This is a genomic window from Streptomyces sp. NPDC029159 (genome assembly GCF_055564055.1).
Genome location: NZ_JBVHWT010000018.1, coordinates 68,696 through 94,728, shown reverse-complemented (window position 1 = coordinate 94,728; position 26,033 = coordinate 68,696). Strand labels below are relative to the sequence as shown.

Annotated in this window: 1 protein-coding gene (cut by a window edge); it reads left to right on the top strand. The window is 73.1% G+C overall.

What is annotated here, in order from left to right:
* A protein-coding gene (locus tag ACZ4U4_RS27785; RefSeq protein WP_467879752.1) for a WXG100-like domain-containing protein crosses the window boundary here: on the top strand, positions 1–26,033 show its 3' portion. 3,127 nt of this gene lie to the left of the window's left edge; the window shows 26,033 of its 29,160 coding nt (coding positions 3,128–29,160); its start codon lies beyond the left edge, outside the window; it ends in the stop codon at positions 26,031–26,033.

Genomic DNA, 26,033 nt, shown 5'->3' with positions numbered 1-26,033 from the left:
CGGAGACGGACGAGGCCACCCCGGCGCCGCACACCCGGGGGCGAACCGCCCTGAACGAGGCGACGTACGCGTTCGAGCAGCATGCCGCCGCCGTCGTGGAGCAGCTGATCGGCGACGGCGCGCTCCCTACCGATCCGCAGCGGCTGATCGCCACGCTGGACGCGCTGAGCGAGGGCGCGTTCAGCGCCGCGACGCTCCAGCAGCACCTGGGAGCGCAGGCAGGCGCCGTGGGCAAGGCCCTGGCCGGTGCGCTGCCGGAGCTGTACAAGGCGTTCGGCGACGCGGTGCAGGACGTGGTGCACCACAGCGCCGCGGAGAAGTTCTTCGACGGTGCGGCGCAGCATGCCGCGCTGCGCCCCGCGGCGCAGGTGACCGAGTCCGACGGCGCCATGGCCCCGGCGAACGTCTCACAGCTCTCCGACGGCGGCCGCGAGCGGCTGCGCCGCCGGTGGCTGGACCAGTACGGCCGGGACCGCCTCCACCACTACGGCGCCGCGGGCAACGGGTCGCGTACCGGGTCCGGCCCGTCGGAGAAGAGGTGGGAGCAGCTCCGGGCGCCCCACGAGGAGCAGCTGTACCTCCAGTTGGAGCTGCAGATCGCCAAGGAGACCGCGGCGAAGGAGGTCGTCGCGGCGGTCATGGAGGCGGCGAACTCCTGGGGTGAGGCGCTGGACGCGCTGCCCGAGGACGTCCGGGCGGCGCTGCGGGAGAAGTTCGCGCTGCACGGCACCGGAAGCGCTTCCCTCGAGGCGCAGCGCACCGCCGCGCGCAAGCTCGGTGACGAACTGCACCAGAAGCTGGACGCCTGGGCGGCCGGCGAGCTCCGCGACGCCGCGTACCCGCACCTTCTCCTGGCGGAGTACACGAAGCCGTCGTTCGTGCGGCAGCGGATCGCGCTCGCGAGGGCGCGGGCCGAGGTGGAGCGGGTGGCCCGCGCGGAGGCCGAGACGCTCGCCTCCGACGAGGCGGCGCATCTCGCCCAGGACGCCCGGGAGCGGTTCGTCACCGAGCACGTCGAGCGGGTGACGGCCCAGTTCGACGCGGTCTTCACCCTGGACACGGTCTTCGGCCGCCCGGTGGACGAGGGCTCCGCCACCACCCGGGCCGGTGGCTCCGCACCGCCCGAGGAGACCGCGGGCCACGTGACCCCGGAGGAAGGGACCGGCCGGCCGCAGCAGGACCCGGCGACAGCTCCCGGGCAGGACGCCACCCAGCAGGAGACCACCGAGCAGACCCCGGCCACCGCCGCGCAGCAGGACCCGGCGGCCGGCACCCTCCCGCGGCAGCGGAACGGCTCCGTCACGGACGGCGGCGAGGAGCCGACCGCCACCACCCCGCGGCCGGACGAGGAGTCCACTCTCCAGCAGGCGTTCGCCACCTGGGCGGACGGCCGCCAGAGCCTCAGCGACGAGCTGCTGAGCCGACTGCACTTCGAGATCAGCGCCACCGGCGGCCTGGACTCCTGGGCCGACGGCTTCCACGGTGCGGCCGGTGGCCGGGACATCGCCCAGGAGGACCTGACCCGGATCGGCTCCTGCACCCGCGAGGACTGGTTCACCACCTTCCAGAAGACCTGGGGGCCGGACGACCTCGACGCGGCGCGCTGGCTCCAGCACGAGAGTGAGCACCGCAACCGCTTCGGCACCACCGACCCCGCACCGGAGGCCGACGCCGCCCTCGTCCGCCGCTCCGACACCGCCCCGCACCTCCTGGAGAACGGCCCCACCGACGCCACCACCCCGCCGAAGTCCGCCACCGACGACGCCCCGACCTCCAGCACCGACGATCTGACGTCCAGCACCTCGCACACCGACGCCGCCTGGGGCGACACGCTGCTCAGCCGGTTCGAGGCGCTCCGGCGGAACGCGTCCACCGATGCGGAGGAGGAGACGCCGGGCACCGACACGCCTCCCATTCAGGAGGAGAGCGCCGAGGCGGAGATGGAGCGTCTGCTGGCGGAGCTGAAGCGGAACGCGCCCGCCGGTTCGGACGGGAAGACCCCCGGCACGGACACGCCTGCGCACGGGGATGACGTCGAGAAGGAGCTGGACCGCCGGCTGCGGATGCTCAACCGCCAGGACCCGCCCGGCCGGAGCACCTCGAACGCGCCCAAGGCCGCTCCGGTCCAGCAGCGGAAGTGGATGGAGGGGGACGTGGACCGGTTCCCGGACCCCATGCCCGGCTCCGCCGCCGTGCAGCAGCCCCTCGCCTCCCCGAAGCCGCCGACGGAGCAGCCGCTGCAGCGCGAGGTGCGGGACCAGCACGTCGTTCAGCAGGCGCCGACGAACAGCGCCCACCAGGAGCCCCGGCCCACCGAGAACCAGGAGAACGAGAGCCAGGAGAACCAGGACCCGAACCGGCAGCTCGGGCAGACCCCGCCCGTGCCGCCGGCCACCCCGGTCACGCCCCAGCAGAACACGGCGGACGACGACCGTGACCGGATCCGGCGTATCCAGCGGAAGATCCTGGCGCTGGAGGCCGAGCGTGCCCGGCTCTACCGGGAGCAGGGCCGCCCGGTTCCGGAGCCGCTCGGCGGCAAGTGGTACCCGGCCGCCTCCGGCGAGCAGCAGACCACCACACCGCCCTCCGGCACCACGGACGGTGCCGTGACCACGACCACGACCGAGGCCAAGGCCAAGGAGAAGCGTCCCGACGCGCTGACCGCCGACGAGCTGAAGGAGTGGCTGGCGCACGTCTCGTCGGAGCAGGAGCTCCAGAAGTACCTCCTGGAGCAGGAGCTGCTGCGCCACCCCGTCAGCGCCGCCGGGGCAGCCGAGTGGCAGGCGCAGCAGATCAAGCACCACAAGGAGCTGCTGCACGCCCTCCAGCGCGAGGCCGTGTTCGCCTCCCGTGACGAGGACGGCAAGCTGTCCGAGACACCCGTCGAGGAGCTGATCCTCGACATCCACCACCGCGACAACGACCGCCCGGTCTTCTTCGACCTGACGCCCACCGACGTCAAGAAGATCTACAAGAAGGGCTCCAGGACCACCTTCGAGGACGGCACCGGCCTGGAGGAGCACGCCTCGCTGGTCGGCGGCACCGCGATCGAGCTGCGGGAGGCCGGGAAGGTCGCCGCCAAGCTCGCCAACAGCGTCACGGACGTCGCCGGGCACGCCCGCGCGAAGCTGCGGGAGGACCTCCTCGACCTGCTGGTCCACCGCCCGCACACCCTGCTGCCCCACCCGGAGGTCGGCACCGGAGAGCTGCCGACCTCCCTGGGCAACGGCGCGTTCATCCTGTACGAGACCGCCACCGGCGGGCGGGGCCTGTTCGCCCTCAGCGCCCTCAACCACGGTACGTACTCCCGCTACGAGGACGCCGTCACCGTCAAGGTGAAGGGCGGGCAGCGCAGCAACCAGAAGGACGCCACCTCACACGTCCAGGCGTCCAGCCACGCCATCGGACTCAACACCGGTGTGATGATGCCCAGCGTCGCCACCGGCATGATCACCGTCGCCGCCACCGGCAACATCAACCAGGCGACGCACACCACCGTCCACTCGGTCACCTCGACCGACACCCGCACCGTGGGCTCGGACGGCCCGTCGCACACCTACGTCAACCATGTGCTGTACGAGGGCCGGACGTACACCCTGGACGAGCGCGGTGTGCGGCGGCCGACCGGCTCCGCCCCCGTCCACGTCGCCGTCGACAGCGGATTCTCCTGGCGCGTCCCGGACTCCCTGACGGCGAAGCCCCCGGTCGCCCCGACCGGACTGCCCACGTCCCTGACCCTGCCGCAGGGCGTCTTCCCCGACCTGGTCTCCGCCGACCACCTCGTCGTCTCCCAGGAGTTGCTGGACTGGGCGGTCCAGGTCGCCACCGTGCACGGCCAGCTGAGGCCCGAGATGCCGGGGTTGGAGGAGATCCTGCACCGGTTCTCCACCTTCACCCTGCACGAGAATCTGGTGGCCGCCATCCGCGGCGACATCCAGCAGATCAAGGTCGTCGACACCAGGCAGCACACCATCGGGGTGTTCACCTACAGCGTCGACATCGTCCGCTCCGTGGACGCCACCCTCGTCAAGACGATCGCGGCGGAGGAGAGCGAGACCAAGGTCCAGAAGAACACCGCGGTCGGCGACGACCACAGCAACACGATCAACAACAGCCTCACCGTCAACCTCTCCGGCGGCCCGGCGTACAACGGCCCCGCCCGGTTCCAGGCCGGTCTGACCGGCCAGATCGGCGCCGGAAGCAGCAGCACGATGACCTCCTCCGGCAAGGGGCAGGTCCAGATCGGCCTCTCCGACAAGTCGGCCCAGGGGCTCTACGCGTACCAGCTGAAGATCAATGTCAGGTTCCGGCCCGGCTACGAGCTGAGCCAACTGGACACCCCGCAGGAGCTGAAGACCGGGAACCACCCGCCGCTCCAGCAGAGCTTCGAGGCCCACACCGTCCTGCGCACCCCCATGGACTCCGCCCGCGAATGGGCGGACCTGGACCCCAACCGGGTGATCAAACAGCGCGACCCGCTGGCCCTGCCCGGCCTGACCGGCAAGAACAGCCCCAACGCCCTGCACGTACCGGATTTCGTCCCGCCGCAGCAGCCGGAGGAACTGGCCGACCACCTCAAGCTGCTGCTCAGCTCGTACCACTACATCCGGATCAACGCCCCCACCGTCGAGTCCCGGCCCCCGCAGCGCCCGGCGCCGCGGCCGCTGTCGCAGCGCGCCGCGTCGGTACTGACCTTCGGAAGCCGCCGCCACACCGGTGGCGGAGCCCTGTACGGGAAGAGCCATGCGATGCGGCGGACCGTGTCCGTGCCCGCGAACGGCTCCCCGTCGGCCACCCCGAAGCCCCCGCGCAAGCAGCGCCCCGGCTCCGTGGCCGTCGACACACCGAACACCCCCGGCACGCCCGGCGTCCCCGGCACCCCGCCCGTCTCCCCGACCACGCCGACCCGGCCGCGCCTGACCTTCGTCACGGAAGAGGGCTCGCAGCCGCCGAGCCCGACGTCCGCCACCTTCACCGATCCGGAGACCCAGCTCTCGCCGCATGCGGAGCTGCCGGTCACCGCGACGACGCCCAGCGACCCGCGTCCGCTCGCCCGCCAGCTGCGGGAAGCCGCCCGCAGGGCGCTGGTCAACAGCGACAAGCGGCACGTCCGGCAGATGCTTCCGGCGGAGCCCGGACCGGGCAACAGGAAGCTCCACCCGGGGTTCGTCGTCAAGCACACCGTGCGCGCCTTCGCCAGGCGCCTGGGCATGACCACCGGCCCGACCGCGTACCCGAAGCCCAACTCCCGCCAGCGCCGCGCCCTCGCCAACGACCAGTCGTTCCTCCGCCACCACGGCGCGACGAGCGTCGAGACCCAGGGCGCCAAGCTCATCCGGCGCGCGCTCCAGCCCCTCGACGACCTGACCGTCGAGACGTCCGGGCCGATGGTGGTGCTCCGCCGCTCCGGTCTCTTCCGCCACGAAGGCGTCTCCGTGGCGATGACCCTCACCCTCGACGAACTCTCCTACGCGGGGCTGTGGCGGGACGTCACCACCTCCGGCAGCACCTCCGGCGCCCGCAACCTCGGCCAGTCCACCGAGGCGCAGACCAGCTGGCACATCGGCGCCAGCGCCGACGCCGGGATCAAGCCGGTCGCCCTCACGAACCTCGCGATGGGCGGCTTCTCCGCCACCTACGGCGGCAGCACCAGCCGCAAGTCCGAAACCGGACTGGAGACCGGCACGGAGTACTCCCTCAGCACCGGCAAGGGCTCCCACGCCTACGAGGCCGTCGGCGTGCTGAAGCTCGACGCCGAGCACCACGGGACGACGCGGAAACTGCTGCGGACCCTGGCCGACGGGCTGTTCGACATCGCCCCGCACCAGGTCGAACTGGGCCGTGACAACGACGGCAAGCTCATCGGCAAGGTCCGCGTCCTGATCTTCCAGCCGGACTCGCTGATGCCGCACAACCTGCGCCGGCCGTACCGCGCACCGAGCCCGCTGACGCAGCCCACCCCGCCGCCCGTCACGCCCCCGCAGGAGATCACCACCGTCGCCACGCACCGGCCCACCGCGCTGGAGAGCGCCCGCAACACCCTGCACACCCCGAAGGACGGCGTCACCAAGTGGCCCGCCCCGGAGGCCAAGGCCCTGGTCGGCCACGCGCGTCCGTCCCGCTCACACGTCAACGCCTTCCACGCCCATGTCCGCAACGGCCACGGCCCGTACCTCGCCGCGCTCACCAAGGAGGTGCTCAGCGCCGTCTCGACGCACCTCAACGACCGGCTCGCCTACCGGGCTTCGCAGGAGTACGGCGACCTGATGGCCTTCGTCGAGCAGCTGGAGGCGCAGTTCGACTCCGCGGTGCACGGCGGCCGCACCCTCGACATGCTGCACCATCGTGGCCGTGCGTTCCGCTTCGAGACGCGGCTGCAACTCCACGCCCACCCCCGGGGCCCGGTGGTCCGCGACATCGTCGACACCCACCTCTCCGCCAGTCACGCGATCCCGAGCGCCCTGAGCGTCGGCACCGGCACCTCGGTGGCCCGCACCCTCAACGTCCAGGGCCAGCTGACCGGCGGTACCGCCTTCCACGCCGGCGAGCCGGGGGCGACCCAGGAGTCGCAGAGCTGGGGCCTGGTGTGGACGCTCTACAACCACAGCAACACCCGCTCCACCTCGCACTCCCTCTCCGTCGGCGTCACTTTCACCGAGGCGCGTACCGGCCGGATGGCGCTGGTCGGCTACGAGGCGATCACCTGGGCCGTCAACGCGCAGCTGAAGCCCCTGCGGATCGGCGGGCGCCGGTCCGATCTCTCCGGCGCCGTCACGGTCGCCGGTGACCACACGTCCGTCTTCACCCTGGACGACGCCCACACCCTGGGCTGGGTCGCCAACGGTCTGGGCAAGCTGCCGCACAGCTCCCTGTGGGAGGCGCCGCAGCAGCTGCCCGCGTTCGTCTCCGTACGCGGTGCGCTGGACACCGGGCCCGTGGTCGAGTCGTTCGTGAAGGCCCTGGAGGGCAAGGCGAAGTCGGTGCTCCCGGCGGACGGCATGGGCCGCCGTGCCGCGCTGCGCACCGAGCTGAACACGCTGCTGACCCCCGACGCCCTCAACGGCGGCCTCCACTACCAGCTGGTCCGCGAGGGCATCCCGCTCTCCGGCGGCGTCTGGCTGCGGCTGATCCAGGAGGGCACCCCGCAGTATCTGACGACCCTCTACCACGTCTCGGTCGACGAGGACCGCGCGGTCTCCTACACCAGCTCGCAGGCGCTCTCCCGGTCCGAGGCGGTCAGCCTGGGGCTGACCAGCACACAGACCCCGGCCACCCACCCCAACACCGCCGAGGGCAAGCGGCAGCCCGGCGCCGTGGGCGTCGGCCTCCCGATCAGCGCGAACGTCACCGCCACCACCACACGGTCGGTGACGCGCACCGATGCGGTCAGCAAGACCACGACGCTGTCCTTCGCCGGCCCCTACGTCGACTACCTCGTCGGCTACCGCATCGAGCTGACCCACATCGACGGGTCCGGCAAGGTCGTCCAGGTGTCCGAGGACGCCGGCACGCTGATCCAGGGGCACCCGGAGACGCTGCTGAAGCCCGCCGCCATCCAGCCGAAGGGGACGGCACCGAAGGAGACGGACCAGCAGCGGACGGACCAGCAGCCCACCCCGCAGACCGGGCAGGTGACGCAGCAGCCCACGCCGCAGCCGACGCCGCCGCAGCCGCTCAACGAGCCGGTCTCGCCCGAGGACTGGCGGCAGCGGAACACGGCCCTGACCGACGTCCTGGCACACGAGCACACCGTCCTCCTCGACGCCCACGGCGCCCAGGAACTGCTCCGCCACGTCACCGCCGCGGTCGACGCGGCCGCCGGGAAGACCACCACCTTGACCGCCCCCGGGAAGAAGCCGGGGACCCCGCCCGCGCCGCGCCGCGCCGTCGGCGGTGGCAGCCTCACCAGGCCCGGCAGCGGCGCGGCGCGCCAGCTCAACCTGCAGAACACCTCCCGGGCGCTGCGCGAGATGATCTCCGAGGCGTTCCGCGCGGGATGGCAGCAGCCCGCCGTCGAGGACAGTTCGTGGTTCGGCTCCTCGCGCGCCACCGTCACCGTCCACGCCCGGGCGAAGAGCGACCGGCCGCGCATCCTCGGCGTCCTCGACGAGGCGACGCTCGGTAAGGACCAGCGGATCACCCAGACGTTCCAGCACGCCGAGGGGTACACCGCCGCCTCCAGCTTCAGCGCCGGCGCCGCCCCCTCGTACACCGTGAACGACGCGGGCAACCTCTCCCACCGCGCCACCCCGCCCGCCTTCCAGGGCAGCGACGTCGCCACCTCGCAGAGCGCCTTCGCCAACTCCGTGAACTCCGTGGTGGCCCCCAAGGCCGAGCGCCGCTTCCTCGTGGAGGTCCCGCTCGACTTCCTCGTCGGCGCCACCGTCGTCCAGCACGGCCTCAAGTCCGGTGCCGCCGCCTTCAAGGCCGCCCTGGCGCCCTACCTGCCGGCATCGGCCACTCTCCAGCACACCGTGGACCGCCTGAAGCAGAAGCTGCTCACGTCCGGCGCCGACGAGGAAGCCGCGCTGCTGCGCGACCACATCGAAACCCTGGAGGGCTCCGCCCGCACCACCTTCTCCGCCGACGACGGGGTGCTGGCGCTGGTGCCCGAGTGGGTGCTGCGCGAAGCCGGACTCCTCGACGACACGACCTTCCCCGAAGCCGTCGGCACGGCGTACGACCACGTCAAGGACCTGCGGGAGAAGCTGGTCGAGACGGAGCAGGAGTACAAGGAGGCCGAGACCCGGATCGAGAAGCGCTACGAGGAGCTGTACGAGGCGCTCCGCGAGCGCGGGAAGCACCACGCCGGCGGCACGTCCACCACGCCGCACTCCGGCGACGCCACGGCCCGTGCCTACCGCTCGGCGCTGCGCCGCCTCGCCGCGCACGAGAGCGAACGCGCCGGTCTCCGCGACGAGTTGGACCGGCTGCGCACCGAACTCCACAAGGCCCGGGTCAGCGCGGACGCGCTGCGGGAGTGGCACGAGCGCAACGCCGGGAACCCGAAAGCCGAGGGCAAGCCCGAGGCGTACAGCTACGACAAGGAGGAGAAGACCGACCGCCGGCGGGTGGTGGTCGTCGTGGACGACACCACGGTCACGCCGTTCGATCCGCCCGTCGGCGGTCTGTTCACGGACCCCGCCGTCCATGAGCTGGTGGCGCAGGCCGAGTCCCTGGGCGGTATCTGGACCGGCGGCGCGGTGCCGCCCGCCCACGCCGAACTCCGCGAGAAGCTCAAGGCGGAGGCGCTGGACCTGGTGCTGCGTGAGAAGACCGCACCGCACGACCCGCCGGTGACGGTCGACGAGGAGTTCACGCGCCGCCAGGACGCGCTGCGGAACGGCGACATCGCCTACCTCCACCAGGCCCGTGAGCAGGTGCTGACCGCCGCCCGGCGCATCCGGGAGGCGATCGACGCCGAACTGGCCAGGATCCGGAAGGCGACCGACGCCGAACTGGCCGGGATCCGGGAGCTGACCGCCACCGAACTGCCCGGGAACCAGGCGGCCGTCGCCCGGGCACGCGAGAACATCGCGCTGCTGACCGACCACGCCGAGCAGCTGCGCAAGGGCGGCCTGGTCCGCCTCACCGACCTCGACGGCCACCTCGTGGAACTCCGGGCCCGGCTGGAAGCCGCCCGCGCCGCGCTGGAGAAGGCCGCGGGAAGTCCGCGGGCCCGGGCGGCGGAAGACCGGGTGAAGGAGCAGCTGGCGGCCATCGAACGGCTGGAGCGCACCGCCCGGCAGGAGCAGCAGGCCCTGGAGTTCGCCCGGCGCCTGGCGCCCTCGTCGTTCCCCGCACCGCCGCTCGTCAAGAACCTCGCCGAGGACGAACGCCTCGCCGCCGAGGAACTGGCGGCGCTCGACACCCCCGTACAGTTCACCGCCGGGGAGACGAAGGACAAGGACGACCACCCCACCACCTACGTCCTCGACGACGGGACCGTCTTCGACGTCCTCGATCCGCACGACACCGAGAACCCGGAACGCACCCGGGGCGAGGGCCTGTTCCTCGCGCTGAACGGCGCACTGAGCGCGCTGGCGGCGACCGGCGTCCCGCTGACCGCGGCGCCGTACGCCGGCACCCCGCAGGAGATCGCGCGGGCCGTCCGCCAGGCCCTGGCCGACCGGCTGCTCCGGGACGGCGAGAATCACGGCTCCTGGCTCGGCGCCCCGGGCTCCACCGGCAACACCTGGCTCCAGATCGACCCGGGCCGTGACCGCTTCACCAAGGAAGAACTCGAAGCGGCCGGGATCTTGCTGAGCACCTCCGAGAAGCGGCTCCCCGAGGGCGGCATCCGGCTGAGCCCGCCGCACGAGAAGGAGTTCCTGCAGGACGGCACGGTGCACGGCAACGTCGCCCTCCCGCACGCCGCCCGCGTCAAGCTCCTCGCCCTCCAGCTGAAGCGCCCGGCCGACAGCGAGCTGCGCCGCGGTGCCCCCGACGACAACGAGTTCGACGACTTCTTCCTGGCACCGCAGCTCTTCGCGTTCGTCCACGGCGTCGAGGTCCATGTCGTCCGCCCCGAGGTGGGGGTCGAGGTCTTCCACCCCGGTGGCCCCGACGGGAAGCGGCAGTACGGCGTCCCGGCGGTCACCGTGGTGCTGGAGGAGGACACCGTCAAGGCCCTCATCCCGCGCCGGGGCGGAGCGCAGCGGGTGCCCGGCCCCTCGACGCCGGTCTCCCCGCCGCATTCCCCTGTTCCCCCGAAGTCCGCGACCCCGCCACCGAATTCCCCGAATTCCCCGTCCTCCGACCGGCCCCTGACGCCGGTGGAGCAGAACCCGCAGAACCCGCTGGTGTCCGACACCGCCACCACGCACGTCTCCGAGTCGGCGACGCCCCCCACGCCGGTGCAGCCGGCCACCCCGCCCCCGCCCGTCCTCGGCGAGCAGCTGTCCGTTCCCCGGAACGGCTGGTGCCAGATCTCCGCGCTGCTGGTGGGCGCGCCCGGCCACGTCCGGGATCAGCTCGATCTCTCCCGGCACCCCGAGGTGTACCGGCTGCTCGGCGACGTCGAGGCGGTGCGCGCCGCCGCGCGGCGCGCGAGCGGCACCCCCGAGCGCGAGCTTTTCGACACCGCGGTGGACCTCGCCCACCAGCACGTCATGGCGTTCCTCGGCCATGACGTGACCGAGCTGCCGCAGTCCTTCGCGTCGCGACCGCTGGTCCGGGTGCACCGGACGACGCCCGGTGAGATCCCGACCCGGGAAGAACGCCTCAAGGAACTGCACGAACGCGCCGGCGACCGCGACGAACTGCGCCGCCTGTTCGACGCGTGGCGTGCCGACCGGACGCCGTCGACGGAGCCGGGTGGGCAGGAGGACCTGGGCAGGGCCCTTGACGCGCTCTCCTTCAACGCGCTGCAGTCGTTCGCCGCGTATGTCTGGGAGCACGCTCCGGGCTGGACCACCACGGAGTTCAACGGCCTGCGGGAGACCGCGGCGAACTGGCCGAACGACTACGCGAGGACGCACTACGGCGAGCTGCTGCTGCCGCTGCTGGCCGAGGCGTTCGGCGTCGGCGTCCACGTCCACCGTCCCCGTTCCGGCATGGACGAGGCCCGGCTCGGCCCGCCCGGCGGCCCGACCGTCGTCTTCCGCTACAACGGCCGCAACCACTTCGACGGTGACACCGGCGGCGCCCCGGCCACCCCGCCGCGGCCCGCGCCGGTCAACCCGGTCACCCCGTCCACCCCGGCCACCGTCGTCCAGCACGATCCGCCGCCGGTCTCCCGCCTGGAGGAGGACGAGATCTTCTCGGCCCTCTCCGGCCGGGCACGCTCCGTCCGGGAGGCCCCCGTACAGAAGTCCGACCCGCCGGAGCCGCCCGCCCAGGAGCCCCCGGCCCAGGACCTCACGGACCGGGACCAGGACCCGGTCTCCCGGCCGGACGACGAGGAGGAGCAGGACACCGGGGAGGGGTTCCACGACGAGGAACTGTCGCTGCCCACGATCGAGACGGACCAGCACCGGGCCGGGCAGATCCAGCTCAAGGACGTCCAGCACCAGGAGATCCGGGACGCCCGCACCGGCCGGAAGATCGGCCGCGCGTTCCTGAGCCCGCAGGCGCTGGCGGCGGGCGGCTCCCTGCACACCCTGATCGATCTGTCGAAGACCAAGTTCGCCCACTACGAGCTGAGCGCCGACGGCAAGAGCGGCAAGGTGCCCGCGGACGGCCTCTCCCCGGTCGTGTGGGACCCCGCCCGCCCGCTGTACGTGGGCCTCTTCCACGGGGGCGCCGGCCGCGTCACCCTGATGTCCGGTACCGACACCTCGCACGCCCTCCGCGGTGAGCAGGCCGGGCAGGGGCTGGTGCGCCGCGACAGCCTCCGCAGGATGCAGCAGGAGCACGGGCCGCGGGCGCAGCTGCTGGTGCTCTCCTGCGACGCCGGGACCGTCGGCCCCTCGGGCCGTCTCGCGGCCCAGGAGATCGCCGACGCGACGGGCATGGACACCATCGCGCCCACCACGCGCGTCACGGTGCTCCCCGGCGAGGAGTACTGCTTCGCCCTCGCCTACGAGAAGGGCGGCGAGCGCGGCGAGTTCCGTATCTTCACCCCGCGGCGGACGGACCCCCACCGGCAGTCCGGCACCGAGCAGGCCGTCCCCCCTCAGCCCCAGGTCCCGAAGCCGCTCACCCCGGCCGCCGGAGCGGCGGCCGCCCACCCGGAATTCGGCGCGAACCACGAGAGGTTCACCGAGCTGTCCGGGCTGCTGGCCGCGCTGACGCCGGACCACGCCCCGAAGACCTGGCACGACATCGTCGCCCACTGGTCGGACCTGCGGATGCAGCTGGCCGCCCAACTGAGCCACCCCGGCCTCGCGGAGAGCGCCGGCAGCGGCGCGGTGGGCACCGCGGACACCCTGTCGGAGCCCGGCCACGACGCCCTGCGCCGCAGCCGCGACCTCGCGGTGTGGGCCCGCGAGCAGCTCGACGCCCTCGATGCGCGGCTCGCCGCCGTCCCCGAGGACCTCACGTCCCTGGGCACCTCACCGTCCGCCCTGCGCGGGCAGCTCACCGAGCTGAAGGAGCTGATCGACGAACAGGTCCCCGCCTGGAACGCGTCGCTCGCCGCGTCCGAGGACCCCACCTCGCCGCACCTCCTGGCGGACCGGGACGAGGAGCTGCCCCCGGCGGGACCGTCCACGCAGCAGCCGACCGAGCAGCCGACCCAGGAGCTGACCGAAGAGCCGACCGAGCCGACCGACGAGCCGACCGACGAGCCGACGGACGAGCCCCCCTCGTACAAGTCGGTGCTCGCGCGGGAGGACGTCGAGCCCGCCACGTCCGGCGGCCTGCCGCTGCCCCCGACGGAGCGTCCGGAGCTGCCGCCCTACGAGCCGCCGCGGGTCCACTCCGACGAGGAGATCCGCCGGTCGGCCCGGGCCGTCGGGCTGTCCCGGGAGCGCTTCCGGCAGCTCACCGCGTACTCCTGGTTCCGCCCGGAGCTGCTGGCCCCGCTCGCCCGTGAGCTGGGCGTGCGGAACATGGCGCACCTCGCGGACCTCGCCGAAACCCTCGGCCGCATCCCGTCGGACATCCCCCAGCTAGCCCGTGCGCTGGAGCTGCCCGTCGTCAAGGACCTGTACCGCATCGCCCGCGACACCGGTATCGACCCCCGGCACCTGGTGCAGCTCTTCCCGCACTCGCTGCGCGCGGTGAACTCCGGGAACGAGCTCCGCACACCCGGCGGGTTCATCGCCGGGATCCAGCGGCACATGCGTCGCTACGGCGCGCTCGTGGCGGGCAAGGGGCGTTCCGACGCCGCCTGGCTGATCGCGCTCGCCGCCCGCGAGTCGATGCCGTGGCCCGACACCGACCCCGCGCTCCCCAGCAGCGACCCCCGCATTCAGCACGGGACGATGCGCGCCTTCCTGCGGTACGTCGCCGTCACGGACCGCATCCCGCCCTCGCGCCTCGCCGTACATCTGCGGGAGATGCACCCCAGCCGTCTCGACGAACTCCTCGTCGACCACCGCAACAGCGCCCTGCGGGACCCCCTGCCCGCCTACGGCACCGAGACCGGCGTCCCCCGGCCCCGGGCACTGACCGCCTGGGAGACCCAGGACTGGGCCGCCCGCCTGGAGACGACACCCGGCGAGGTCCGGCGCCTGCTGGAGCACGACTGGGCCGATCTGGAGCGGCTCGACGCGCTCGCCACCGAGCTGGGCGTCCGCGACATCCGCCATCTGATCGCCCTCAGCCGCAGCATCGGCCGGATCCCGTCCGACCTCCCCGAACTGGCCCGCGGCCTCGGCATGTCCGACGCCAAGGACCTCTACCGCGCCGCACGCGACCTCGAAGCGGACCCGCGCGATCTCGTGCACCTCTTCCCGGACCAGTTGCGCGCCCTGGACGGCGGCTCCGCCCCGCCGCCCCGGTTCGGCTCCGCCCGGGCCCATCACGGCTTCGTCGACACCGTCCGCCGCGAGTTCGCGGCCCTCGGCGCGCTCTCCCCGGAGCAGCGGCGGGCGCTGCTCCGGGTGGCCCGGACGGAACAGCTCAGCTGGACGCCCCTCCCGCCCGGTTCCGAACCGGCGCCCGGCTCCGTACAGAGCTTCGCCGACCACCTCACCAACGTCACCGGAGGGATGCGGCACTTCCACACGGACGGGCCCGCCACCCAGCAGTCGGCACTCGACACCTGGCGCGCGCTCGGCGGCGACGACCGGCAGTCGCCCGCCTTCCTCAGCGACGGCGCCTCCGAGCCGAACCTCCCCGGCGGGGGCACGCCGCCGGGGGGTGGGCGCCGACCTCTGCCCACGATTCCGGAGGAGGACGAGGAGGAGGGCGGTCCGGGAGAGCTGAGCCGCCCCGGCTCGGCGGTCTCCGGAGGCGGGAGCACACCGCCCGTGCCCGGGCAGGTCACCGCCGTCGGCGGGCCCCCGGCCCAGGAAGCCTTCTGGGACTTCGTCGAGGAGTCCGGCCTGTCGCCCGCGGTGGCCGAGCGGATCGACGACTGGGACGACCTGCCGGACACGGTGGACGTGCACGCTCTGCTGCGCCTGGCGCATGAGCACCGGCTCGACGTGCCCGGTGTCGAGAACGTCCTGCGGTATGCGACGCAGCACGGCCGGCTGCCCGGTGACATCGAGATGCTGTCCTTCACCCTCGGCCTGACGGTGCGGCAGCTGGAGGGGGTGGCGCGGCGGCTCGACATCGCTCCGGAGCTGCTGCTGCCCGCCTCCGGTCTGCTGTCCTGGGCCGGTGACCTGCGGCCCGCCGAACGGGTCACGGTACCCGCGTTCACGCTGGCCACCCGCCTGGCGCTGGTCGGTTTCGAGCCCCGGGACCTCGCGTGGTTCGCGGGGTGGCGGGACGGCCTGTCGCTGACCGGACTCGCTGCGTTCCGCCACCACCTGGAGCAGTCCGGGACGTCCGTCGCGGCCCTGCGCACGGCGGGCGACGACGAGGTCCGGCGGCGCATCGAGGAGTGGCGGCGGGCCGAGGCCGTCGAGGCCGCGCAGGCCGGGCAGCGGCTCCCGTCCGGTCCCGACCCCCGGGCGGCCCGGCGGCATCAGCAGCAGGTGCGGCTGGCGGAGACCGTCCTGGCCCACGACGGGCCGGTCACCAACGGCCTGGCCGACACCGTGGCGCAGGTCGCGACGGCACTCGGCATCGACGCCGTGGAACTCGTGCAGCTGTTCCGCCCGGACCTGGAGGCGCTGCACCACCAGCGGCGGGCCGCCGGGACGATCGAGGGCTGGCGGACGACGCAGGCGACGCTCGGCGTGCTCCGGGCCAGGCTGAGCGGCACCCTGCTCGGCGGCCCCGCCGACCGCGCCGCGTTCCTCCACTTCGTCAACCGCCGGCAGGGACTGTTCACCACCCGCCACGCCAACACCGGCGAGGAACAGCCACCGCCGCCGTACGACCCCGGGGCCGACGACACCTTCGACGACTCCCGGTGGCACCCGGGAACGGCCGCGTACCGCGCGGCGGAGATCTTCCTCCGGTCCTTCCGGCCCACGGACCATGAGGCGCTGGGCGGCGACAGCTGGTGGCCCCGGCAGCTCTCGCTCGCGACGCTGCGGGACTCCGCCTCCTGGGCCCGCATCGCGGAGTCGGTCTTCGCCGGCCTCCACCAGCACCCGGAACTGCGCAGCTCGCCCCAGGCCCTCGCCGACCTCGCCCAGCACCTCTTCCTGATGGCCGGCGCCGAGATCCCCCCGGCGGGCCCGGGCACCGGCCTGCGGCGCCCCCACCACCGGCTCCTCGCCCAGCCGCTCACCCACCGTGTGCGGCAGTGGGCCGCCGACTACCGGCCCACGGACACCACGCCCGCCCCGGACTACGACACCCTCCCCCCGGACACGCGGCGCTCCCGGGAGCCCGGCGACGCGGAAACGCCGCCGGTGTACGTGGACCGGGGCGCCGACGCGCCCGACCCCTCGGACCACTGGTCGATGTGGTCCGGATGGGGCGACCCGGAGCGGGCGGGCGCTTACGAGCCCGGGGCCCGGGCCGCATTCCTGGCACGGTTCGCCCTCCCCGACGACCCGCGTATGCACCGCCTCCTGGAACAGGCCGTCGCGCCGGCCGGGGCCCACTCGGCCGGGGACCGCGCCTGGCTCTACCACTTCCTGGCCGACCCTGCCCTTGCAGGCCCCCTCCGCGTGGCGGAGCGCTGGGAGGGCCGGTGGCACGCACCGTCCCAGACGCTCACGGCCCTGATCTGGGCCTCCTCCCACGAGCGTGGCGGAAACCGGTGGGACCGCAGCGCCGTCGAGACGCTGCGCGGCGACACGGCCGATTCCGTGGCGCACCTCCCTGACTTCGACGCGGCCCGCGAACGCTTCGACGACCTGCTGTCCGAGTACGGGCGCGGAGGCGCGATCCTCCAGCAGCATCACGAGGTCCCGGCGACACCCGAGGGAATCATCCAGGGCCTCCGGGAGAACATCGCCTACGGGGACGAGATCGCGGAGACGCTGGCGTGGGCGCACTTCATGAGCAGCTTCCAGCTCGGTCCGGCGGGCATCGACCACCACCTCGGGGACGCGATCGTCCTCGTCGGCGCGGTGAACCCGCGCACCCGCGCCGTGTTCTACCGCCTCGCCGAGGCCGTCGGCTCGCTGGACGAGCGCCGGCTCTGCGCGACCTCCCGCCGGGAGGGCCGGATTCTCCCCGCCGACGTGCTGAGCCTGCTCCGCTGGGCCGCCCGGGCCGAACCCGACACCCTCACCGGCGGCAGCAGCCTGGCGAACCTGGCCGACTTGGACGTGGAGGAGGCCGCCGGCTACCTGCACATGATGGCGCAGGAGCAGGAATTGACGTCCGGGCAGCCGGTCCGCCACCGGCTGACGCCGGACACCGAGGGCGGGACGCCGCCGCCACAGCCGGACGAGCAGGACGTGGCACAGGGCATCGCCCTGTGGGTCCAGGACCAGCTGAGGGTGACGGCGGAGACCTACGCATACCTGACGGAGCTGGGGGCGGGCGTCCCGGAGCTCGTGCACCATCTCCGCCAGCTCGACGGCGGGGCCGGCGGCCACCGCGCCGGGATCCACGAGCTGCGGACCCTGCTGGACGTCATCGCGATGGTGGGGGACCTCCCGCTCGACGAGCTGCACGCCCTCGCCAGGACGGTGGCGCTCCCGCCGACGGCCGCCATCGGACTGCTGCGGACGGCCGTCAGCTTCGGCATCCAGCAGGCGGACCACTCGCTGCTGCTGCCGCTCCGCGACGCCTATCTGGAGGCGCGCGGGCGTGACGTGGATGTCCTGGACTGGATCGCGGACACGCTGCTGCCGGCGTTCGCGGAGCACGGGGTGGACGTCGACGTCCTGCGGCGGGCGGACGAGCAGTCCGACGACCCGGAGGAACAGGAGGCGTGGAGCCGCAGGTACCAGCAGCAGTTCGCCGCCATCCGGCAGCTCCTGCGGGGCCTGCACACGGCCGGCGCGAGCCTGGCCGAACTCCCGGCACTGGGCGCGTACCTGGCCGGCCGGCCAGGCAGCGGGGTCGCGGCCATGCCGTACCGCTATCTCGCGCGCCCTCTCCAGCAGTCCGTGTGGAGCCGGCTCCCCGACGACCTGGCCCTTGACTGGCGGGCCGCACAACTGGGCCTGGAGCGGCCGCGGTACGACGCGTTGCAGGAGCGGCACGGCGCGACGTGGTTCGACGTGAACCGCCTGCTGGCGGTGGCGTACGGCACCGGCACCGGGGGAGGCCCCGCGGCCCCTCGGCTGTCCCGGGCAGGGGTGCTGGCACTCGCCGAGCAGATCCAAGGGGTGCCGGAAAACCTCCGGCGGATCGCCGAGCAGTGGCAGCGGGAACCGGCCGAGCTGCTTCGGGACCTCGCCGGGCCGGAAGGCGTCGCCCGACGACGCGATCTGGCGGTGTGGCTGCTGGACGAGTACCGCCCCCAGGTCCGTGACGAACTGAACGACGCCGCGCGGGACGCGATCGCGAACACCCTGCTGTCCGACAGCCTGCGGGCCGCGGTCACCCTCGCCGACCGTCTCGTCCGCCAGGCCCGCGCATCAGCACCGGCTCCCACCGAGCCCGTGCCCGCACCGCTCACCCCCCTCGACCCGCAGACGGACCCGACCCCTCACGATGAGGAAGCATCTCCGCACGACGCCGGGGACCCGGGCGATGACCCGGCTGGCGGGGCCAGTCCGCCCGGCGACTCGGGCGACGGCTCGGCTGACGAGGTCAGCTCGCACAGCGACTCGGGCGACGCCTCGGCTGACGGGGCCAGTTCGCACGGCGACCCGGGCGACGCCCCGGACGACGAGGTCGGTTCGTACTCCGAGAGCGACAGCGTCCACGGGCTGGACGCCAGGGCGGCCACTCAGGCGGCCCTGCGGACCGTGGAGTTGTCGAGTCTGCTGCGTGCGGCGGGCCATGGCGAGTACGTGCGGGAGCTGTCCTTCTTCGACGCGGACTCCGTCTCCGGCCTGCTGGACGCCCGGGGCGCGGCGGGTACCGCAGCGGCCCTCACCGCCCATCTGAACGATCACGGCCTGACCTCCCTGCGGGACGTGGCCTGGCTCCGCGACCTCGCGGGCCGGGTGAGCGGGGAGCGGTATGCGCCGCTCCACCGCTTCGTGGAGTCCGTGCGGACCGTCCGGGTCACCGCGGACCCGCTGCCGTCCGAACGCGGCCGGTTCACCACGCTGCTGGCCGGATGGCGCCGGGGCCTGGCGGAGCACGCCGCGCTGCCGTCCCGGATCGACGCGGCCCAGGTGCTGGACCGCGCCCTGCGCGGCACACCGGACGAGGACCGCATCGCCGTGCTCGTCCGCCGCGCCGCCGATAACGCGAGCCTGCCGCCGGCCGAACTCCACCTCGTCCTCGACTGGGGCGTGCGCCCCACGGACATCACCACGCTCGCCCTCTCCCTCGGCGTCACCCCGGCCCATCTCGCGGTACTCACCGATGAGTTGACGTGGCTGGGCGACGCCGAGCCGAACGACCGCGCCGACCTCGGCGAGTCCCGGCTGCGCGCACGGCTCGACGCACTGGGCTTCCGCCCAGCCGACCTCGGCTGGTTCGCCGATCGCGGCGTCCGGCTCACCCTGGCCGACCTGCTGGACTTCCGGCGCCACACGGAGGGCGCCGGGATGCCGCTGGACGCGCTGCGGAATGCGGACGCCGACGTGATCGGGCGGACCGTGACGGAGTGGCTGGCCCACCGCGCCGCACCTGAGGACGCGGCCAAGGCGCTCGCCGAGCACCTCATCCCCGACCGGGACATGCGCTCCACCGTGTACGGGGCCGCCCGCGCGCTGGGCGTGAACGCCCTGGACCTGCACCACCTCTTCGCCCAGGAGATGTGGCAGCTGCACTCCGCCACCCGCGGGGACAGCGGGCACGGCACCGCCGGCTGGACGCCGCCGGACTGGTGGGTCCGCCTGATGACCAGCCAGTTCGACCGCCTCGGGCTGCGCGGGGAGCCCGACTTCGTGGCGCTGGCCCGCCTGGTGGAGCACAGCCCGTCGATGGCCGGGCAGGCAACAGGCGGCGCGGGTCCCGCGGCGGGGGAGAGCCTGCTCGGTGCCGTCCGCTATCTGCGGATCAACCGGTTCCTGAGCGGGCTCGGCACCTCGCTCCACGCATTGATGCACCGCGGGCCGGTCACCACCGTCTACTTCGACGCGATCCACCGTGCGCTGCGGGACCGCCCGCACCTGCGTGCCGACACCGAAGCCCTCGCCGACCTGCGGACCAGGCTGCTGCGCGAGGCCGCCCTGAGCGGTATGACGCCGGAGGGCGCGGACGAGGCGACCACCGCGTGGCTGGCGACACGGACGGCTACGGCCCGGCCCGCCCCGCAGCCGACCGGCACCGACCAGCCGGAAGTCACCACCCACCAGCCGGAAGCCACCACGCCCGGCCCGTCCCCGACGCCCCGCCCCGACGAGCAGGCGCCCCCCTACACCTCCGTGGACAGCGAAGACGAGGCACCCCCGTACGTGGACGAATCCCGCGTCCGGGCGGCCTGGGAGCGCCACGCCGCCCTGCTGCACGGCTTCACCACCGAGGAGATCGCCCGCCTCGACGACCTCCAACGGCGCCTGGGCGTACGGCGGATGGCGAACCTGGTGCGCCTCGCCCGGACCACCGGCGAGGTGCCGGCCCACCATGCGCTGGCGACGCACGCCGACCGGCTGGGTATCACGGTCCGGGACCTCTACCGCGTGCTCAAGCGGTTCCCGGTCCGGTTGGACGTCCTGCCGCTGCTCGCCGACCACACGACGCTGCGGGAGGTCTTCCGGCCGCTCAACGACCGGCAGATCCGGCACAACCGGCAGGTCCGGCAGGTCGCCGCCGAGCTGAGCCGCCTGGCGGCCGCCTCACCGGTGCAGCAGCACCTCCACTGGTCGCTCCAGCCGGGCGCCGTCTCCGACGCGACGGCGGCGGCCGAGCACTTCCGGCGGGTGTTCGGGCTGCGGGAGCGGGACCACGTGGAGCTGGTCCTCGGGGATGTCGCCGACGTCCTGAACGTGCCGCCACAGGACCGCGCCTGGCTCTACCGGCTCCTCGCCGACCCGGCGCTGATCGGCCACGGCGACCTGTCCGACCGGACCTGGGACGGTGCCTGGCTGGCCCCGACGCACGTCCTGACCCTCCTGGCCGCCTCCGCGGAATGGCGACGGCTCGGTCTGCCCTATGGCCAGACCTTCGCGCAGCTGCGCGCCTCCGAGAGCATCGATGACGTCCTGGGCGCACTGGACAACACCGGCGGCCAGGTGGAACTGACCGAAGGCGCCGTTGTCCAGCAGCTGATTCGGGTCGCCCCCGGGAGCGCCGGAGCCTTCCAGTCGCTCCTCACCTGGCTCAACCAGCGGCTGGGGCAGGCCCCGCAGGTCTACCTCGCCCAGCTGCCGCACCGGGCGGCGGAGGCACGCGTCGAGGCGCAGCTCCAGGAGACCCAGCGGCGCGCCGCCGCCGAGGCGCGGATCCAGGCCCTCCGGGACCAGGGCTTCACGCCCGAGGACACCGAGACCTACGCGCGGGGGATCGACGCGGCCGACGAGCGCGACTGGGTGGCCGACTTCGTCCGCGCGCACGGCCGCCTCCCCGAGCAGGAGGTCGACGCTCTGGTCCGGGCGCTGCACGTTCCCGCGTCCCTGGCGCCGGTGCTGTACGACCTCGCCCAGCTCCTCGGTCTCGGCGCCGACGAGTACCACCTGCTGCGCGGGCTGCGCACCTCCCTGCTGGACCACCTGTCCGAGGGCGGAGCCTCCCGCACCTGGCTGGAGCACGTACTCGAAGCGGAGTGGGAGGGCCTGGGCGTCGTCCCGGACGCCCTCTACCTGGGTCGTCCCGGCGAGACCCGGTATCTGCGCGAACTCCTCACGGTCCTCGACACCCACCACCTCCGCCTCGGGGACCTGGCGCCCCTGGGCGATCACCTGGCGCGCTTCTCCGGGATCGGCTCACTGGGCGGTGTCGGCGACTACGGAGCCGCGTCGGGCAGTGAGCGCCGGGGCCTGTGGCGGTACTTCTCCCACGCGGGCCACCTGGCCGTCGACGCGGTCCGGGAGTGGCGCGAGGTGCGGCTGACGACGGAGCGCTCGCCGTGGTACGACGCCGACGCCCTGCGGCAGCTCGGCGCCGCCCTGGAACTGCCGGAGTCCCACACCGGGCTGCTGCTGGCCCTCGCCGAGGAGCTGCGGATGGTCCCGCAGGGCCTGGTGGAGATGGTCCGGGAATCCCGCAGGGGCCCGGCGGAGCTGGATCCGGCGGAACTCGTCGAGTCGCTGCTGACGGAGGACGTCCCCGCGGCGCGCATCCGGCTGGCGTCCGGCTACCTCCGCTGGCCGATGGTGATCGGTACCGATGCCGAGGCGCAGCTGCGCCGCGCCGCCACCGCCCAGGCGCAACAGGAGGTCGCGGACGCCCTGTTCCGGCACGGACCGCAGGCCGCACGGGAGACCGCCCGCCGCGTCTCCGACCGGGAACGCGCCGCCTCCGTGCGCCGCCTGCCGCAGGACCAGCAGGCGGGGGCCAGGTCCTGGATCGGTACCGAGACGGAGCGCGGCGGGAAGGTGGTGGGCGGCACGCCCCCGGCCCGCGGCCGGCACGGCCAACAGAGCCAACCCCACCAGACGGACCCGTACGCGGCATCCGGCTCGGGCAACGGCGGGCGGTCCGGTGCGGGCGCCGGTTCCTCGTCAGGGCAGGACACCGTGGAGCCCAACGTCCAGCGCCTGGTGCGGTCGCTGGAGACGGCCCCTGCGCCGGACAGCGCGCTGGCGCAGCCTGTACAGACATGGCTCAGCGGGTATCGGAATTCCTCCACGCGCAACGCTTACGCCGAGCTGATCGAAAAATGGTGGCGGTTCGCGCGGCGCCGTCACCAGAGCCTGCTGAACCCGTCGCCCGTCACGGTGGCCGATTACGCCCGGCATCTGCAGACGAAGCTGGAGAACGAGACTCTCTCCGTCAGCCAGGCCAGGACGGCTCTGTCCGTCATCCGGTCCTTCTACGCCTCGCTGCCGGAGGAGTGGCGGTGGTCCGGCGGCCAGGGCCTCCCGTTCGAGTCCGTGAGGGTCGTGGGGGACCGGAGTGTGGCGGTGGAGCGGGGTGTGGTGGTGGAACGTCCACCGGCCCTCCTTCTGCAGCAATTGATCGAGGAAACCTCCGCGGAAGCGAGCGCTCTGCTCGCCGACGGAGGGCCACCGCTCCCGGCGCCCGGCCGGTCGACCCTGCCCGAGCTGTTCCGGCAGCAGATCCGGGAACGCCATCGGACCGATCCGGAGATGGCGAGGGCGATGACCGCGTTCGGCACCGCCGCTCTGCGCGACGCCGAGACCACCAGGGGGCTGACGAGCGTCTTGGGATGGCTGGCCTACGTCGGCGACCGCTCGTGGCGCGAGATGCCGCTGCCCGAGGACGATCCCGGCTTCCGGGACTTCGCGCTGCGGTACCGCAACCGGTTCTCCTGGGACCTCGGCGAACCGGTCAACTCCTCCGTATACCGGAAGAGGCTCATCAGCGCACAAGGCTTCGCCCGATTCCTGCACGACAACTCCTGGCTGTTCCCCGCTCCGTTGGGGTCTTCGACGCTTCGTGGTCCCGGTGGCCGGGCTCTGCCGGCGGAGGAGCCTGCTGTGCCGGGGCCGTCGGAGCCCTCGTCGTTCCGTGGCCCGGGCGGGCATGAACTGGTGACGGAAGATCCCTCGGTGCAGCCGCAGGTGCCCACCGAGCCCTCGCCGCCGGCGGACGTCACTCCGTACACCCCCGAGGCGGGCGGGGACTCCCCGTGGAGTGATGCCCCGATGGACCTGGCGGAGCAGGGACCGGCCGAAGCCGGCGGGCCCGGAGGAGGCGATGGCGCCGGGGCGTTCGTCGGGTACCGGGGGAGCGGCAGCAATCCGGACGATCCCATGATCCTGGAGGACACGCCCCCGCCTTCCGAACTCCCGGCAGGACGGTCCGACATCACGGATGCGCCGCAGCTGTTCCGCGAGCCCTTGCCGGACATCCCGGATGTGCCGCCGACGCACTGGTCGGAGCGGGTGTACCGCGCCGTGGACGCCCGGCGGGAGACCGAACCGCAGATGGCGGCGGCGATCACCGCCTACATGAACCAGCCGAACCTGACGCCGGCAGTCCTGGAGCTGGCCGGCACCGGGATGGTCGCCTGGCTCGACCACCTCACGGCCAGGAGGCCCGGCCCGGTGGCCGATCCGTCCGAAGACCGCGGCTTTGAGCAGTACCTGCGCGACGTGCTCGGACAGAAGACCCCGAGGCTCACCGCAGAGCAGATCGAGCGGCGCATCAAGCAGCGCACCATCTGGGCGCAGCAGGTCTTCCACTTCCTGGTGACGGAGCTGGGTTGGTCGGCCACTCTCACCGGCCACCCGGCCGGCACGTCACCCGCACCTCACGAGAACCGACCGCTGCACGAGGCACCGGATCCCGACCCGTACGAGACGTGGAGCGACAGCTCCGTCCTCTCGGACACCTCCGACGATTCCGGCCTCTCGCAGGTACCCGAGCCCACGGGGACCGGCGCGTCCACCCTCCAGGAGCAGCACGAGGAGGAGCGGTACGAGCCCGAGGGGCTGCATGAGCCTCAACAGATCCAAGAGGTGCAGGACCCGCATGAGCACGGCAGCGGGAACGGCGCACCGACCGGGGTGCGTGGCACGGACACGGTGGAGGCGTTCCTCGCCTGGGCGGGACGGATTGAGGGCGCGGTCTCCTTCGCGCAGCTCGACGAGGGCTGGCGGCTGCTGGCGAACGAGGACGCCAAGGTGTTCCGCGAAGGCGGAAGCGCTGAGGTCCGTGACAGGCTGCTGGCCCGGATGGAGCGGCTTGTGCGCGCGATCCCGCAATTCCAGGAGCCCGCGCCTCATCCGTACGGGCTGCCGGACGAACGCGCTCCCCGTGCGGAGTGGATCGAGTGGCTCTCCCGTCTCGAAAGCTACGTCCACGATCCCGACTCCGTGGTCGTGGCCGCCTCCGGCGGCAGGGCGGCGGACCAGAGCCTTCTGTGCATCGGCATCGGCGAGAAGCTCCGGCGGGATCTGTGGAACGGCCGGACGGCGAACCATCTCCGGCCGGAACATCGGGCCGGGTACAGCCGGGCGATCGGCGCTGCGTTGGCCCGGCTGCGTACCGATGCGGCGTGGCACGGACCGGCGATCGCCGAGCAGTACCTCGTTCCTCCAGGTGGGCCCGCCCACCAGAACTGGCCTCTCTCGGTGCGGCTGCTTCTGACGGACCTGATCAAGGAGGGGGACCTCCCACTCGCCACCGCTGTCCACGACTGGGTGCACGAGCAACCGTCGACCCCCCACAACCGGACCGCCATGGCCAAGGCGTTTCAGGAGTGGCGCAACTACCTCCGAAGGCCCGAGATCGCTGAGCATCCGCTGGCCACGCTCCGCCGACCGCTGACGGACGAGGGGTTCACGGGCTTGTTCGCGGCACGACGGAGCACGGGGCGTGCCTCCAGCGACGGACGGCCGCATTTCTGGTGCTTCACCGTCGACAGCTTCTACGCTTACGTGCAACGGTCCTGGTGGCGGTTGGATCGGAGCCCAGGGCAGGAGGAGCCGCCCCCGGCGACCGGCGGCGACGAGCTGTTCGACCTGAACCTCTTCGACGGCCTGGACCTCGACTTCGCTCCGGTCGTTGCGGAAAACCCGGAACAGGACCCGTCCTCGAACACGGACCTGGTCATGGAAACCGAGCGGGGGCCGGAGCCGTCCGGGAGCGATGACTGGGACGATCTCTTCCAGGACCAGGCTCTCTGGGACGCGGTGGAGAACGGCCCGGCGGCGGACCCGTTCGGACCGAACCCGCTCGTGAGCGGTGCGCACCACACGGAACTGGCCGGGACGGAGCCGAACACCTCCGGTCCGGATGCGGACCCGGTCGATGTGGAGATGCAGGAAGCGGACGGAACCGAGCCGCAGTTGCCGGGCCCGTCCGAGGACCAGGACATGCACAGCCCGGACCAGAGCCTCCTGGACTTCCTCAACACCTACCCCTTCGACGGCCCCGACCTGGACCTGTCGCAGAACCCCTTCCCGGCGGACGGTGAGGGGGAGACGCGGTGA